Source organism: Dryocola baronae (assembly GCF_051297175.1).
GTDB lineage: Bacteria > Pseudomonadota > Gammaproteobacteria > Enterobacterales > Enterobacteriaceae > Dryocola.
This window is the reverse complement of the sequence record NZ_JBINNY010000001.1, coordinates 1673580-1688212: the sequence shown is the minus strand read 5'-3', so window position 1 is coordinate 1688212 and position 14633 is coordinate 1673580. Positions and strand designations below refer to the sequence as shown.

The 14633-nt window shown below is 55.4% G+C and carries 13 protein-coding genes; 7 read left to right on the top strand and 6 right to left on the bottom strand.

The window, feature by feature from the left end; translation table 11 throughout:
- Positions 1-89 precede the first annotated feature (89 nt).
- Entirely contained in the window at positions 90-1235 is a 1146-nt protein-coding gene (locus tag ACSPHG_RS07885) for an HNH endonuclease signature motif containing protein (protein ID WP_435952933.1), read from the top strand.
- A 16-nt stretch (positions 1236-1251) separates the two neighbouring features.
- Positions 1252-1746 carry a YrhA family protein gene (locus ACSPHG_RS07880; RefSeq protein ID WP_435952932.1) on the top strand — a complete coding sequence of 165 codons (495 nt, stop codon included), beginning with the start codon at positions 1252-1254 and terminating at the stop codon, positions 1744-1746.
- 247 nt (positions 1747-1993) lie between these two features.
- On the opposite strand, the gene ACSPHG_RS07875 is transcribed toward ACSPHG_RS07880, so the two are convergent.
- Together ACSPHG_RS07875 and ACSPHG_RS07870 are read right to left on the bottom strand one after the other, a co-directional pair.
- A complete protein-coding gene (locus ACSPHG_RS07875; RefSeq protein ID WP_435952931.1) occupies positions 1994-2278 on the bottom strand; it encodes a hypothetical protein in 285 nt (94 codons plus the stop codon).
- Positions 2279-2291: 13 nt separating this feature from the next.
- A complete protein-coding gene (locus ACSPHG_RS07870; RefSeq protein WP_435952930.1) occupies positions 2292-3245 on the bottom strand; it encodes a LysR substrate-binding domain-containing protein in 954 nt (317 codons plus the stop codon).
- Between the two features lie 548 nt (positions 3246-3793).
- Here ACSPHG_RS07870 and ACSPHG_RS07865 point away from each other — a divergent pair.
- Complete coding sequence (locus tag ACSPHG_RS07865; protein WP_435952929.1) at positions 3794-6211, top strand: DUF3772 domain-containing protein; 2418 nt, start codon at positions 3794-3796, stop codon at positions 6209-6211.
- A 247-nt stretch (positions 6212-6458) separates the two neighbouring features.
- Positions 6459-6941 (top strand): hypothetical protein, encoded by a 483-nt coding sequence (locus tag ACSPHG_RS07860; protein ID WP_435952928.1) that lies wholly within the window; start codon positions 6459-6461, stop codon positions 6939-6941.
- Between the two features lie 97 nt (positions 6942-7038).
- Here the strand turns inward: ACSPHG_RS07860 and ACSPHG_RS07855 are convergent, their stop codons facing one another.
- Genes ACSPHG_RS07855 through ACSPHG_RS07845 form a run of 3 tightly spaced genes read right to left on the bottom strand, consistent with a single transcriptional unit; the run spans position 7039 to position 11620 of the window.
- A complete protein-coding gene (locus ACSPHG_RS07855; protein WP_435952927.1) occupies positions 7039-8283 on the bottom strand; it encodes a c-type cytochrome in 1245 nt (414 codons plus the stop codon).
- Entirely contained in the window at positions 8280-8834 is a 555-nt protein-coding gene (locus tag ACSPHG_RS07850; RefSeq protein WP_435952926.1) for a (2Fe-2S)-binding protein, read from the bottom strand. The genes ACSPHG_RS07855 and ACSPHG_RS07850 overlap by 4 nt, the downstream gene beginning before the upstream one ends.
- Positions 8831-11620 carry a xanthine dehydrogenase family protein molybdopterin-binding subunit gene (locus ACSPHG_RS07845; protein WP_435952925.1) on the bottom strand — a complete coding sequence of 930 codons (2790 nt, stop codon included), beginning with the start codon at positions 11618-11620 and terminating at the stop codon, positions 8831-8833. Before ACSPHG_RS07845 ends, ACSPHG_RS07850 begins: the two co-directional genes overlap by 4 nt.
- Positions 11621-11820: 200 nt before the next feature.
- Here ACSPHG_RS07845 and ACSPHG_RS07840 point away from each other — a divergent pair, with 200 nt between their 5' ends.
- Both ACSPHG_RS07840 and ACSPHG_RS07835 read left to right on the top strand, forming a co-directional pair.
- Positions 11821-12411 carry a nucleotidyltransferase family protein gene (locus ACSPHG_RS07840; RefSeq protein ID WP_435952924.1) on the top strand — a complete coding sequence of 197 codons (591 nt, stop codon included), beginning with the start codon at positions 11821-11823 and terminating at the stop codon, positions 12409-12411.
- A complete protein-coding gene (locus ACSPHG_RS07835) occupies positions 12398-13366 on the top strand; it encodes an XdhC family protein (protein ID WP_435955970.1) in 969 nt (322 codons plus the stop codon). Before ACSPHG_RS07840 ends, ACSPHG_RS07835 begins: the two co-directional genes overlap by 14 nt.
- Before the next feature lie 208 nt (positions 13367-13574).
- On the opposite strand, the gene ACSPHG_RS07830 is transcribed toward ACSPHG_RS07835, so the two are convergent.
- On the bottom strand, positions 13575-14042 hold the full coding sequence (locus tag ACSPHG_RS07830; protein ID WP_435952923.1) for a YehS family protein: 468 nt from the start codon (positions 14040-14042) through the stop codon (positions 13575-13577).
- Between the two features lie 163 nt (positions 14043-14205).
- On the opposite strand from ACSPHG_RS07830, the gene ACSPHG_RS07825 reads away from it, so the two are divergent.
- Positions 14206-14628, top strand: coding sequence for a GNAT family N-acetyltransferase (locus tag ACSPHG_RS07825; RefSeq protein WP_435952922.1), 423 nt, complete (start codon positions 14206-14208; stop codon positions 14626-14628).
- Positions 14629-14633: the final 5 nt, after the last annotated feature.

Below are 14633 nucleotides of genomic sequence, written 5' to 3'. Positions count from 1 at the left end.
GAGCAATATTTTTCGATTTATCACAATATTTATTACGGTGGTTATAAAGATCGGTATTAACATAACCCTTTATATTGTGAGGGATTCACATGCACGATTTCAGATTAATCATGATATGGGATGCTGCAAGAGAACTTAACCCCAGAGATTTCCAATACATACTAAGGCCAGAGGTAGCATTCGAAAGAGCAAGGGTTTACTACGATCTTGATTCTGCCAACTACTCTCACTTTAGCCTTCAACAAATGCCAAAGAGGAAAAGCGGTTTTATCAATCCCTTTTCAGCTAAGTATGACCGTAAGAGTAATGGCATGTATGACGGTGCTTATGATCATACACAACATAATGTAGATACCGGTTGGTTTATTGGAATAGATGAATCTGAGCAATGGGATTACTTTAAGCATCCATTCTATTTTGATGATAAAGGCGAGCTTGTCTACGATTGCTTTATGGATCACTGGCATTCATGGTTTGAAATGGAAGTTAGAGATGCTTACCGAAAATGCTTAGATAGCCATCAGGGAAGAAAACCAGCACCGACACAGAAGTTTCAACCATCAGATGCGCCTATACAACATGCTCAAGCAGCTAAAACTATTAATAGCAAAGCAGCAGGACGCTTATTAGCCGCTGGCGGTGTTTATAATGGCAACATTGAAGGCTTTAGAAAAACAGCAGAGCAATTAGGCGGTGAGGCTATTCATGGTTATGACCAAGTATTAAATGAAAAAACAGCAGGTACAGCTATTGCAGCGGCTTCTATTTTAATGGTTAAAAGGCCAAACTCAGATGCTTACGCTGAAATTAATAGCTATTTAGGCAAGTTAAGGGGTGAATCAAAAATAGTTAACGGAATCACGATACAAGACATTAACTATGTTAAAAGAAACCCAACAGATGCGGCAATTCTAAGAAAAGAATTTGATAGCACCGCCAGGAAAAAATTTCTTACTGATATAGCTGACACCCCTGAAGCAACAAACACATTCAATCCTTCACAACTATTGAGGATGAAAAATGGAAAATCTCCAGATGGTTGGGATGTACACCACAAATTACCATTAGATGATGGTGGTACAAACACCTTTGATAATCTAGTGTTAATCGAAAAAGAACCATATCACAAGGTATTTACTAACATGCAAAGATCGGCAACTAAAGGTATGATACCTGGTGAAAGCAAGGTTACACCATGGGCTATTCCTTCTGGTACAATTTATCCACTTAAATAAACAGGATTAAATAAAAATGAACATTTATAACATGCTGGATAACTTGAAAAATGAAATGACAAAATGGGAATACCCCATTCAAGAACCACTCAAAGACACATTTATTGATAGTATAACCAAAAGAAAGCCAGCAACTGATACATCCCCTATTCTGGAAGATCTAGCTAATGAACTTTGCATATTATTTGTAAACCAACCTGATTATGTTTTATTATTGGAAAAAATGGATGGATTCGAATACGATGGGCTTACATTATACAGTTTATCTGTACCAGAACCATTAATTAAAAATTTATTTATAGTAAACGAATTTTACAGAAATAATGATGATTATATAGATCCAGATTTGGCAGAACGCTTAGTCATTGGAGAAAATAGCATTTCTTTATTTACTTATGATACCAAAACTAACTTATTTGAAATTCGAGATAATATAGGAACAGATAATATCTTTGGATCATTTTCTAACTTCACCGATTTCTTATCAGACATACTTGATACTGTAGCATAACATGGAAGGTTAAATAATTGTTTCTGATATGATTTTACAGGCTACGCTGGCATTCTCCAGATCAGGTGGTACGGGTATTTCTCAGCCTTCACAAAGAAGGGCACCCCGAGTCCCAAGCCCAAAATAATAAAGAATAAGGAGATGATGACGGTAAAGCAAGACCTGCAGCGGCACTGGAAGGATCGCGCTGAGTATTGATAAAAGGTGCGCGATCGATATGACGTTTGCAGGCAATAAAATTTTATCGTCAATGATTAACCGGTGCTGAATCTGATTTAATTAAAGCCGCCCATTCCTGAATCTGCTGGGTGCTAATACAGCTTATATCACTGCGCCGCAGCATTTTTTCTGGCTGATATTTCAAATATGCCACGCAGGGGAAAAATTCCGGGCAGTTTTTTTCTATTTCCGGCAGGACATCTTCCTGCCAGTCTAAAAATGACGTTTCTTCTTCCAGCTCTTTACGTGTTGTCATAAAGACTTCTTCAATCATCCACGTAATGTACTCATTTTTATCATTTAAAAATTTCATAGTGCGACTCTTCTCAAAGTTGAAAATTGCTTTTAGCCAATTGGCTCTGCGTTGAAAAGTCCTTTTCAAGCCAGGTGACGAGCTCCGAAAAAATATCGTTCTGCAAGGCGACTTTGCTGTACATCATGTAAAACGGAATAGCATTGAAGCTAAAGTCGATATTGAGCTTGCGGATCGGGTAAATAGCCCGGCTTTGTTCATACAGCCAGGCGGGAATAATGCCCAGCATATCGGTGCGGGCAACCACGGCGGTAATGCTGGACAGTGAAAAACTGGTATAGCGCACGCTACGTTCGCCGAAGTGGCTTTCCACCGTGTTCTGCTCAAGCTGTAAATCCGACCCCATGCTGCCGGTGGTCAAAGTGGCAAACTGCTCGTGCTTTGCCTCTTCCGCGCTAATGTGGCTGCCCAGACGCGGGTGCCCTTCCCGGCAAATCATCACGATTTCCTCTTTAGCCACGGGCACCGTGCACAGCGAGCGGTTAAAAGAAGGCAACATATCAAACACCAGATCGACATCACGCAGCAGGAGCAGATCTTCCGAGGTTTCTTCCTCGTATAAAAAATCCCGGTGCACTATTTTACATTCCGGCGCGTGCGTTTGCGCCCATTCCACGATGAGGGGAACGATGCGGATGGCAAAATAGGAGGAACAGTGCACCACCAGCAGGTTTTTGCTCGTCGCATTGACCAACGATTCAAGCGTTGAGAGCACGTCGCCGTACTGCTGCGAAAGCTGCAAATGGATTGTCCGCGCCATGGTGGTTGGTTTTAGCTTCATACCGTTGCGCACGAAAAGCGGATCGGAAAAAAACACCCGCAGCTTTTGCATCGTCTGGCTTACGAAGGACGGCGAGCAGTGAAGCGCCTTCGCCGCTTTCGATACGCTGCTGTATTTATAAACCTCGTTAAACGTGTCGAGCAGTCTGAGGTCAAAATCAGCGGTCGAAACGGGCTTACTCTTCATGTCACTACTCCAGTCTGGCCATAATTGAGGTTTGTTACAGTAATTTACTTAAACGGCACAATTAATATTGTAGCCGCTCATTCAGGTATTTATGGCTTTCTAAAATAGAACGCCAGAATACATATATTCATTGCATACGGACAGCCGAAGCCAGCGTGACTTTATTTCAAAATGCGAGAGATATAGAGCACCAGAAAACCATTAGTATTTTTTATCCTGAATAATCAATAAATTGCATGCGGCAATTATCAGGTTCCAGGGTTATGTAGCAATAGCTTAAAAGGTTATTGAGTTAAATAGCGCTGTCCAAACGCCGCATAAAAAATTAGGCTAATCAAAAACCTCATTAAATATCCCGATAGTTAACATCAACGGCATAACGCACCATCGGCCCCGGCCCTTCAGAAGGGCAAGAGTTCAGCCAGGCCAAGCTGACCGATAACCCCACATGCTTCAGACAAACAGCACTATTTTTCCCGTGAATAAAAGGTATCCTTAGCCGGTTGGATTGCGTTGTTACTTTTTGGAATTCCCGGGTATCTCCTTTTATGCAAAAAATGTTAAGACTGCCGCTGCTGCTGGCCCTGCTGTCCTGCCTGATGTTCACACCTTTTCTTACGCTTGCGGACGACGCCCCCGGGCAAACGGGTGCAGAACAGCCGGTGAAAGTGAACGCCAGCGCCGAGCTGCCCGCGCTGCAAAAGCGCCTGGACTCGCTCAAACAGCGCGTGTCCACCGCGAAGGCCGATAAGCAGTTCACCAGCCTCAATGACGATGCGCAGAAATTAGTGAGCGATGCCGATAAGCTGGCCGTCGCCCTCGCCCCGCAGCTAACCCAAGTGCAGGCCCAGCTTGACGTGCTTGGCCCGGCCCCCGCGGCCGGTACGCTGACCGAAACCCCGCAGGTCGTCAGCCAGCGCAAGCAGCTGAACAGCAGCAAAACCCTGCTCACCACGCAGATTGAACAAACCAAAGCCATCGCCGTCGGGGCGCAAAACCTCTCGGCGCAGATATCCGGCCTGCGCCGCGACGCGCTGAAAACGCAGATTGCGCTGAATACCGGCAGCATCCTGGGCGAGAAGTTCTGGTCGCCGCTGATTAACCCAAGCGATAAAGACGCCACGCGCTTCGACGAATTTGGCAGCCAGGTGAGCGATGGCTGGAACCAGGCCTGGGATGAAGAGTGGCGTTTCGGCAGCGGTTTTTACCTGCTGCTGGCGCTCGCCATTGGCCTGTTTGGCCGTAAAGCGTTAGACAGGCCGATTAACTGGATCCTGCCGCGCTGGCTGCCGCAGGGCCGCTTTCGCCGCAGCTTCCTCGCCTGCTTTACGACGCTGAGCACCACGCTTACGCTCGGCATCAGCATGCAGATTATTTGCTATATCTTCACGCGGCTGCCCGACACCTCGCCGCTGATTAACGAGTTTGCCGGCCAGCTTGTCGAACTGACCTATTTCTCGGCGGTGATTGCCGGTCTGGGCATCGCGCTGCTGTCGAACAGCCACCCTTCGTGGCGTCTGCCGGGCATTGCCGATCCGCTGGCGAAAACCCTGGCGTCGTTCCCGGTGCTGCTCGCCACCTCCATTTTTATCTTCGGGATTATCGAGCAGCTTAACGCGCTGGTTGGCACCAGTATTGCCGCCACCCTGTTCGGCAACGGGCTGTCCGCGCTGCTGGTGGCGCTGAACTGCATTATTGCGCCGGTTCGCGTGAACAGGATGCGCCGCAAAATGCGCGCCGAGGGCGAACAGACCGAAGCGCGTTCGACGATGGCGGGCCTGATTCATCTGGTGATAAGCCTGACGGCGTTCGTGATCCTGATTGCGCTGCTGATTGGCTACATCCCGCTGGCGCGTTTCGTGACCTTCGAACTGCTGTGGATTGGCCTGGTGGTCAGCAGCCTGTACCTGCTGATTCACTTCGTGGTTGACCTGTGCGAAAGCGTGTTTTCGCCGAGCACGCACAGCGGCAAAATCCTTAAAAGCACGCTAAGCGTAAACGACCGCCACCTCTCGCTTGCGGCAACGCTGTTCTCCGCGCTGGGCAAGACTTCCCTGCTGCTGCTGGCCGCCGTGGCGCTGCTTAACGGTACCTTTGGCACCACCACACCGCTGGAACTGCTTGGCAAAATCGCCGATATCTGGGGCGGCAAGGGGCTTGAGGGGATGAACATCATCCCGGCCCACGCGCTGAACGCCGTGCTTTGCCTGGTGATTGGCTGGTACGTGCTGCGCTCCACGCGCCGCTGGCTGGATAACGACTTCCTGCCAAAAACCATGATGGACCGCGGCCTGCGCGCCTCGCTGGTGACGCTGTTTACCAACGTCGGCTACGTGCTGATCATCATGCTGACGCTCTCCATGCTCGGCATCGAATGGAACAAGCTGGCGTGGATCGTCAGCGCCCTGTCGGTGGGCATCGGTTTTGGCCTGCAGGAAATTGTGAAGAACTTTATCTCCGGCCTGATTCTGCTGACCGAGCGCCCGGTGAAGGTGGGCGATCTGGTGAGCATCAGCGGCGTGGAGGGCGATATTCGCCGCATCAACGTGCGCGCGACGGAAATCCAGCTTAGCGACAAATCCACGGTTATCGTGCCGAACTCGCAGCTCATCTCGCAGAACGTGCGCAACGCCACCATGGGCAACGCGCAGGGCGTGGCGACCATCGCGCTGACCTTCCCGCTGGACATCGACCCGGAGCAGGTGCGCAATCTTCTTCTCCAGGCCTATAACCTGCATGAATCCATTCTTGAAGCCCCCGCGCCGTCGGTGAGCTTTAAGGAGCTGGGGCCGACGGGGATCGTGCTGAGCGTGACCGGCTATGTAAACAGCCCGCGCATGGTCAGCGCGACGCGCAGCGATCTGCTTTATGAAATCCTCAAGATGCTGCGCGAGGCGGGCATCAGCCTGAGCCAGACGCAAACCATGATCCTCGAGCAGCCGCACAAGGCGCTGACCGAGGAATAACCGCTAAGGCCGCAGCCCGCCGGGTTTGCGGCCTTTCATATGCAAGCGCTAAAAAGTCGTAAGAAACCCCTCCCCGACAAAAGCATAACCACAAAGAATAACTAAGCTTTATCTCATTCAGCGGTTTGATTTAAATCAACATCATCGCCCCTGCCCGGTCGCATTATCTCGCCTCGCAACGGTTCCATTTCACACATTCGCCTATGGTTAATATTGTGAAATAAATTATTTCTTAAGAGAGTTAATGATGAGCAAATTGAATACGGTTATCGCGGCCCTGCTGGGCAGCCTGGCGTTATCCCCGGTTGCCATGGCGCTGGATCTGTCCAACGGCAGCTGGCAGGGCGCGGGCGATCCGGTGAAGGTCGTCGTCAAGAACAACGAAGTGACCATCAACGGCAAAAAGGCCACCCGCACCGTCAACAACCCTGATTTTGCCGAGTGGAAAGGCGCGGGGTATACCCTGAGCTTCAGCCGTGGCGACAGCCTGATTTCCGCCGAATGGGCGAAGAAACACGCCCACGGCGCGTTGCAGCCGGCCGCCTACTCCAGCGAGAAGAAAGCGCTGACCAAGGCAGATTTGAAGGGGCTGAACACCAGCGGCGTTGAGAAGAAGCTGCTGGCGGAAGGCTGGAAAGAGGTTTATCCGTACACCGAATACACCCGCGACGGCAAGCGCGTGAAGATTCAGTACCGCGCGGATTACGTTTCGTCGGTGACGTTTGAATAAATAGAAAGGATAAATGTCGGGTGGCGGCTACGCCTTACCCGACCTACGTTTCTCCCGCGTAAAGCGGATAAGCGCAAGCGCCACCCGCCGCATTCCGCTACTTCTTCGGCCGCAAAGCCTTCACCTGCTCGGCGGTCACATCGCCCGGCAATCCGCCCCAGGTCACACGCAGGTAGTTCACCAGCTCGGCGATCTGCTGGTCATCCAGCCGCTCGCCGAAGCCCGGCATGCTCTGCATGCTTTCGCCGTTCGGGAAGTTCTGCGCCGGTAGCCCGTCCATCACCGAAACGATCAGGTTTTTGGCGTCCGGCTGGCGCAGCGTGGCGTTGTTGAGCATCGACACCGCGACGTGCGGCTTGCCCTCGCCTTCCCGGGCGTGGCAGCCGGCGCACTGGTCAACATAGGTCATGCGCCCGTTATCGTTGCCCTGCCCTAACTTCACCGCCACCGCCTGAGGCGGCGTTTCGCCCATCAGGTAGGTCGCCATCGCTTTCCGATCTGCGGGCGTCAGGTGCCGGGTGCTGAGATCCACCACCATGTGCATTTCGCTAAACGCGCTGCCCTGCGGCGCAATGCCCGTAGTGAGGAACTGCTTCACGTCCTGCGGGTTCCAGCCGCGCTCGGCCAGCGCTTTTGGCGTGATGTCCGGGGCCATAAAGCGCCCCAGCTCGCCGCCCTGCATCGCTTTGTCGAGCTGCATTTGCCCCAGCAGGCCGCGCGGCGTGTGGCATTCGCCGCAGTGCCCCAGCACGTCGGCCAGATAGCGCCCGCGATGCCAGTCGGCGGAATCCCCGCTGGAAATCGCCGGAAGCGGATCTTTGTTATAGAACAGGATATTCCAGCCGATCAGCGCCACGCGCTGGTTGAACGGGAAGGCCATTTCGTTATCCGGGGTTTTCACGTCCACCGCCGGGCGTGTCATCAGGTAGGCGTAGATATCATCCGAATCCTGACGGGAAATCCCTTTGTACGAGGTGTACGGCATCGCCGGATAGAGGTGCCGCCCGCTCGGCGTGACGCCTTCCGTCAGCGCCGTGTAGAACTGCTCCTTCGTCCAGCGGCCGATGCCGTAGTCCGCGCTTGGCGTCAGGTTGCTGCCGTAAATGGTGCCGAAGGGTGATTCAAGCGGATAGCCGCCCGCCAGCGGAGCGCCGCCGGACGCCGTGTGGCACGCCGCGCAGTCTGCCACTTTGGTGAGATAGCTGCCGCGTTCGATTTGCTCTTTGCTGGCCGTTACCTTTTGCACCGGGCCGTCCCACGTGCGGTATTCGCGCCAGTACAGCACCGCCAGAATAATCAGCGCAATCACCACGACGATGAGCGCGATTCGCTTTTTGTTCATTGCGCCGTCTCCTTCAGCAGGCCCGGCGTTTTCAGCACCACGTCGCGCACCGCTTCATAGTAGCGAACGTAGCCGGTGCAGCGGCAGATGTGGTTTTCCAGTGCCGCAGCGATTGCGCCTTCCAGCTCTTCACGGGCGATAGGCTCGCGCTTGAGCTTTTCGACGAAAATGGTCGAGGCGTTGACGAAGCCCGGCGTGCAGTAGCCGCACTGGAAGCTGTAGTGGTCGAGAAACGCCTGCTGGATCGGGGAAAGCTCCACGACCTCGCCCTGCTCGTCCACCCTGGCGTGGCCTTCCACGGTGCGCACTTTCTTGCCGTTGAAGAAATGCGCCCCGGTGATGCAGGTGCGAACCTCTTCGCTGGTGCCGCTTGGGTTATCGACAATCGCCACGCAGGCGTGGCAGATGCCCTGTCCGCAGCCCAGTCGCGAGCCGGTCAGGTAGACGTACTCGTGCAGGAAATCGATCATCATCAGGCCTTCCGGCACGTCGATGGGGCCGTACTGCTTGTCGTTGATGGTCAGGGTTAACGGCCTGGTTTTGATGCTCATGGTAATACCTCACGAATATTTTCAGCACGGACGGGCAAATCGCGGAAACGGTGGCCGGTGGCGTCGGCTATGGCGTTGACGATGGCGGCAACCACCGGGATCATCACCACTTCAGCCATGCCTTTTGGCGGGTCGGTTTCCGAAAGCGCGGGCAGGACGTCGCCGGTCTGTTTCCAGACCGCCACGTCGCTGGCGCGCGGCAGGTGATAACGGTTGAAGTTCCACGTTCCGTCACCTGGCCCGTCCTCGTACAACGGGAGATACTCGTGTAAAGCGTGGCCGATGCCCATCGCCAGGCCGCCCTGCAGCTGCCCGGAAACCAGCTCCGGCACGATCAGATTGCCGCACTCCATAATCGAATGGTGGTTGAGCAGCTCGACCTCGCCGGTAGCAAGGCTGACCGCCACTTCCACCAGCGTGCCGACGGCGCTGTAGTAGGTTACCGAGGCGTTGTTGCGCTGGGTTGGCGGGTAGTAGACGTGTTCGCGGGCGAGCGTCGTAAAGTCGCCCTTGCCGTTACGCACCGCAAGGCCGTCAACCGGCAGGCGCCTGCTTTGCTTACCGAGGGTGAAGTCCGCTTCCGCCCACTGCCAGCGGTTGAAAACGTGTACCGCAGCGCCGGTCGTCAGGCCCAGCTCAAAGGCCTTTTTCGCCAGCCGCTCGAAGCTTAAAATTTCCATGCCCGCGGCGGTCAGGCCGCCCTCAACCCAGCGCGCGTCTTCAATGCGCACCACCAGCGGGGCCGCCTGACCGCCGCCGATACCCGTCGTCCAGATGGCCATCGCGGCGGGCCACAGGCCGTGTTCGAACACCACGCGAGCCGCTTCACGCGTGCTGTGGGAGAAGTAATATGCCGAGTTGCTGGCGCTGGAAGGCGAGCAGTAGGACGGCGTCCAGGCGGGATCGGCGGCGAGTTTGTCCTGTTCTTCCTGGGACATAATGTACGGATCGCCGCTGGTGACAACGGGCAGCACCGTCCAGTCGGTCACCGAGAAGTGCGCCTCGTCCGCCGGTTTGCCCAGCCACTGCGCGCAGAGTACGGACTGCGACGTGGACATGCCGGTGCCCATTTCCGCGCCGCTGTGGTAGAGCGAAATACGCCCGTCTTCGCTAAATTCCACGCGGGCAAAAGAGGTTTCCGCGCCGGTGCCAAAGTCTTTCTGCACGCAGCCGAAGCCCACGCCGTAGCGTTTGCCGGGGTTTTGGCTTTCGAACTCCGCTTTGCGCTCGGCGCGCTTGCGCCAGATGTCATGCTTCGCCGCTTTCGCCAGCACTTCATCGACGCGAATCGCCCCCGCGGGGATCGCGCCCTGGGTGTTTTTCATGCCGGACTTCAGCGCGTTGCGCAGGCGGAATTCAATCGGGTCGATGCCAAGCTCGGCGGCGATTTCATCGACCATCATTTCGGTAGCGGCCATGCTTTGCAGCGTACCGTAGCCGCGTGCGGAACCGGCGTCGATGGCGCGGGAGGCAACGCCCACCGCCGACAGGTCGCTTTTCGGGAAGTAGTAAATAGACTGCGCGGCGGTTGCCCCCACCATCGAGACCGACGGCGTGAAGTTGCTGCGCCCGCCGCCGTTGGCGGTCATTTCGCCGAAGAAGGACTGCATCATGCCGGTCTGCTTATCGACCGCGATGGTGTAGTTCATGTCGAAGGCGTGGCGTTTGAGCGAGCTTTGGAACTGCTCGTAGCGATCGTTGGCGAGGCGCACCGGGTGCCCGTCGCCGTACATCGCCGCCACCGCGCCGTAATAAGGGAAGTTGTAGTGGTCTTTTGAGCCGTAGCCCACGGTGTAGCACGGGTGCAGGATCAGCTGTTTGACCGGCTGGGTGCGTTTTGCCAGCATGCGCGGCAGCTCGTCGGCCACCTCCTGCGGGGACTGCGTCGGCACCACCAGATGCAGCGTTTGCGTCGCCTCGTCGAACCAGCCGTTGGCGTTATCCGGCTCGAGCGCGGCGGTATCGATGGACTGCGTGGTGTAGCGGCGTGACAGCACCAGCCAGTCCTGCGGCGGGGTTTTCAGCTCTTGCGCAATCTGCCCGGCGTAGTACATCCCTTCCTGATCCAGCTTGCCGCCTTCGCGGCCTTCCGGCCAGACCGGCAGGTGCTTTTTCATCGCCGTCGGGAAGATCGGCATGTCTTTCAGGCTGGAGAAGAGGTCGTCGTCCTGCGAGGTGGCGCCGCCGACGCGCACAAAGCGGAACGTGCCCCACGGGTCGCGCTCGAGCGGGCCGGTTTCAGCGCCGTATTTCACCACGCCGTCTTTGAATTTGAGCCTGTCTTTAGCAAAGCGGAACCGCGCAAAGTCGTGATAAATCAGGATTGCCACCGCCTGCCCGAGATAGGCCGGGGTTTTGCCAGCCGGCAGCAGCATGTCGTCGCCGTAGAACGCCGGGAAGGCCAGGCCGTCGCGCGCTAAATCTTCAGCGGTGACCACGCGGTCGGGCTGTAGATCGTCGCCCAGCAGGGAGAGATCGATGCCGCTATACGGGCGATCCGCTTTGGTGGTGCGCAGAATAAAAGCGTGGGCCTGCTTTTGCGGCCAGTGCGGCATATCCACGGCGCGAATATCGCGGGCAAAAACCTTATGCCCCATGACCTTCGAGCGCCCGTCGATGCGAAAGCGTATACGTTTTTTTTCGGCGTCCCAGTTGGGGGCAAGGAGGATTTTTTCTTCGAAAAGTGCGGCGTAGGCGCGGCTGTAAAGCGGGGCCAGATAAACCGACACCCCTGCTACCACGGCACCCCGGATGAAGCGGCGTCGCGATGGGTTAAACTTGCTCATAAAACTTCCCTATAAAACTATAATTGTCTTTTTTGTACCGCTAAAGCTGCCAGGACAAAGCATCTCCGTAGTTATTATAAGTATATGCTTTTAAGTTAAATCATGGGACTATTAACATCTCATTTTCAATAAAAAAACATTAAACGATCAAATTTTTAAAATGCCTTGTCGGTGAGCAAACGGGAAGTGGGGAAGCAGAGATGAAGCCGGGGATTCTTATCGCCGCCGCGGGCCTGGGGGAACGATTTACCCGGGCGGGCGGAGTCGGGCACAAGCTCAACGCCACGCTTGCGGGCGGCAGCGTGTTTGAGCAAACGCTGGGCCACGCGCTGGCGTCGGGCCTAGCGGTACACGTGGTGACGCGCCCGGAAAACCAGCAGGTTCAGCACGCCTGCGCGGCACGGGGCGTGAGCTTTACGCCTGTGGCAAGCCCGGGTCTGGGCGATACGCTTGCCGCAGGCGTGGCGGCAACCTCCCGGTGGAACGGCTGGCTGCTGCATCTGGCGGATATGCCCTTTGTCCCCGCCTGCGCGTTCGTGCAAATTGCCGATGCCCTTGCGCAGCATTCCATCGTGCGCCCGCGCGTGGACGGGCAGCCCGGCCATCCGGTCGGCTTTTCATCGGCCTGGCGCGATAAGCTTGTCGCGTTAACCGGCGACAGCGGCGCGCGCGAGCTGCTGCGCGGGCAGCCGGTGCGCTTCATCGATTTCGATAATTCAGCGTTGCTGCGGGATATCGACCTCCCGTCGCAGCTATTTTCAGAGAGTAATGACGACTATGCAGCATCTTGATATCAGCGTGATTCGCCAGGCGTTGAGCTGGCTGGAGACGCGGCCGGTCTGGCTGTGTACGGTTCTGAAAACCTACGGTTCATCGCCCCGCTCGCCGGGCGCGCTGATGGCGGCGGTGGACGATCGGCTTTTCTGCGGCTCGCTTTCAGGCGGCTGCGTTGAAGATGATTTTATCGCGCGCATTGGCAACGGCGAATACCGCGCGGCAAGCCAGATCGTGCGCTACGGCGAAGGCGGCCTCGAGCCGGGCATTGCGCTGCCGTGCGGCGGCGTGCTGGATATTCTGGTGGAACACCTTCCCGCGGGCGAACAGAGCATCCGCTATCTGCAAAAAATGGCCGAAGCGCTGAACGGGCATTTTGCGCTACAGAAACGTCTGGAGATCGGGCAGCCGTGCCGCCACCTGGAGGTGACGGATTTTGCGGATATTACCCAGGTCGATATCAGCGGTAATAGCGTGACGCTGCACGTCGCCGCCGCGCCGCGCCTGCTGATTGCCGGGCTTTCAAGCGTTGCGCTTTACTGCGCGGACTTCGCCCATACGCTGGGCTTTGAGGTCGTTGTTTGCGAGAACCGTCCCGAAGCGTTAGAGAATTTCGCCCAGCAGCTCAGGCCAGGGGTCACGCTTCTCAAGCAGTTCCCGGCCAACTATCTCGAGCAGCGCTCGTGCCACGCCAACACCGCCATCGTCGCCCTCACCCACGATCCGCGCATGGACGATTTGACGATGATGGAGGCGGTGAATACCCCGGCGTTTTATATCGGCGTGATGGGGTCGCACAGAAACAGCGCGCGGCGGCTCGAGCGGCTGGAGAATATCGCGGAGCTAAGCCCCGCGCAGCTAAAAAGAATCCAGGCGCCGATTGGCCTGCCGTTAGGCAGCAAAACGCCAGCGGAGATTGCGCTGGCGGTGATGGCGGATATCGTTAAGCGAAAAAACGAGGCGCGGGGATAGATTTTTTATCGCCGGGCCGGGACGTCGGATGGCGCTGCGCTTATCCGACCTACGAGAATATGACACTGTTGGTTTGGTGTGGTGAATGTTTGTAGGGTGGATAAGCGCAGCGCCATCCACCGCAAAATATGACTGCGTGGGCATGCCACGGTGGATGTCTGTAGGGTGGATAAGCGCAGCGCCATCCACCGCAATCACCGATGCGAAACTATGGCTTCTTCTGCAAACGCGCGGTAAGGCCACGCAGGAAATAGCGCAGGAACTGGTCGCCGCACTCGCGGAAGTTTTTGTTTTCCGGCGCGCGCATCATGGCGGTGATTTCCGGCATGGAGATGCGGAACTCTTGCGCGGTCAGGATTTCCAGCACGTCGTCGCTTTTCAAATCAAACGCAATACGCAGCTTTTTCAGGATGATGTTGTTGGTCATCTTACGTTCGATTTTTGGCGCAGGGCGGTCTTCGTCTTTGCCGCGCTTGAAGTAAATCAGACCGTTTAAGAAGTTTGCCATCAGGATATCCGGGCAGAGCTTGAAGTTCTCTTCGTCTTCTTTCTTCGTCCAGGTGACGATTTGCTCTGGGGTAACCGCGGTATCCGTCAGGGCGAAAATTTTCACCATGTCATCGTTGTTCAGGTTCAGCATGTAGCGCACGCTGCGTAATACGTCGTTATTCATCATGGTGTCGATCTCTCGTTCAACTTTCGAAAAGCGGGCAGTATATAGCGTTCTTGGGCCGTGCACAGGATTTGTAATGAAGACGGCACTGAAAAAACATCGCTGACGCTTAGACCTGCCCGCCTAAAATGCTATGCGATTTTGCTAAAACTGGAAGGAATATGCTGTGTTAATTCGTCCGTGGACCGAAAGCGACCGTCCCTTTTTAAGAACCCTGTATCTGCATGCCCGACGCGAGGCCTGGCCGTGGCTGGACGGCAGCGACTGGCGGCTGGAAGATTTTGATGAGGCAACCAAAGACGAACAAATCTGGGTGGCGGAAGACGACGGGCACCGGCTCGGGTTTGCGTCCGTGTGGGTTAATGATAACTTCCTGCACAACCTGTTTGTCGCGCCGGAGCACGCCGGGCGCGGCGTCGGGCAGGCGCTGTTAGAGAAGGTTCAGTCGGCGTTCAGCAGCACCGGGGCGTTGAAATGCCTGGTGAAGAACGAACGTGCGGTGGCGTTTTACCAGCGGCACGGCTGGAAGATTGAAGCGCGGGGCGACGGGCCGGACGGGGAGTATTTTTTGATGCATTTTGTGGTTTGATTCAG

Excerpts from the sequence above, each read along its gene's own strand:
- ACSPHG_RS07885 (WP_435952933.1), top strand. The coding sequence starts at position 90 with ATGCACGATTTCAGATTAATCATGATATGGGATGCTGCAAGAGAACTT.
- ACSPHG_RS07880 (WP_435952932.1), top strand. The coding sequence starts at position 1,252 with ATGAACATTTATAACATGCTGGATAACTTGAAAAATGAAATGACAAAA.
- ACSPHG_RS07875 (WP_435952931.1), bottom strand. The coding sequence starts at position 2,278 with ATGAAATTTTTAAATGATAAAAATGAGTACATTACGTGGATGATTGAA.
- ACSPHG_RS07870 (WP_435952930.1), bottom strand. The coding sequence starts at position 3,245 with ATGAAGAGTAAGCCCGTTTCGACCGCTGATTTTGACCTCAGACTGCTC.
- ACSPHG_RS07865 (WP_435952929.1), top strand. The coding sequence starts at position 3,794 with ATGCAAAAAATGTTAAGACTGCCGCTGCTGCTGGCCCTGCTGTCCTGC.
- ACSPHG_RS07860 (WP_435952928.1), top strand. The coding sequence starts at position 6,459 with ATGAGCAAATTGAATACGGTTATCGCGGCCCTGCTGGGCAGCCTGGCG.
- ACSPHG_RS07855 (WP_435952927.1), bottom strand. The coding sequence starts at position 8,283 with ATGAACAAAAAGCGAATCGCGCTCATCGTCGTGGTGATTGCGCTGATT.
- ACSPHG_RS07850 (WP_435952926.1), bottom strand. The coding sequence starts at position 8,834 with ATGAGCATCAAAACCAGGCCGTTAACCCTGACCATCAACGACAAGCAG.
- ACSPHG_RS07845 (WP_435952925.1), bottom strand. The coding sequence starts at position 11,620 with ATGAGCAAGTTTAACCCATCGCGACGCCGCTTCATCCGGGGTGCCGTG.
- ACSPHG_RS07840 (WP_435952924.1), top strand. The coding sequence starts at position 11,821 with ATGAAGCCGGGGATTCTTATCGCCGCCGCGGGCCTGGGGGAACGATTT.
- ACSPHG_RS07835 (WP_435955970.1), top strand. The coding sequence starts at position 12,398 with ATGCAGCATCTTGATATCAGCGTGATTCGCCAGGCGTTGAGCTGGCTG.
- ACSPHG_RS07830 (WP_435952923.1), bottom strand. The coding sequence starts at position 14,042 with ATGATGAATAACGACGTATTACGCAGCGTGCGCTACATGCTGAACCTG.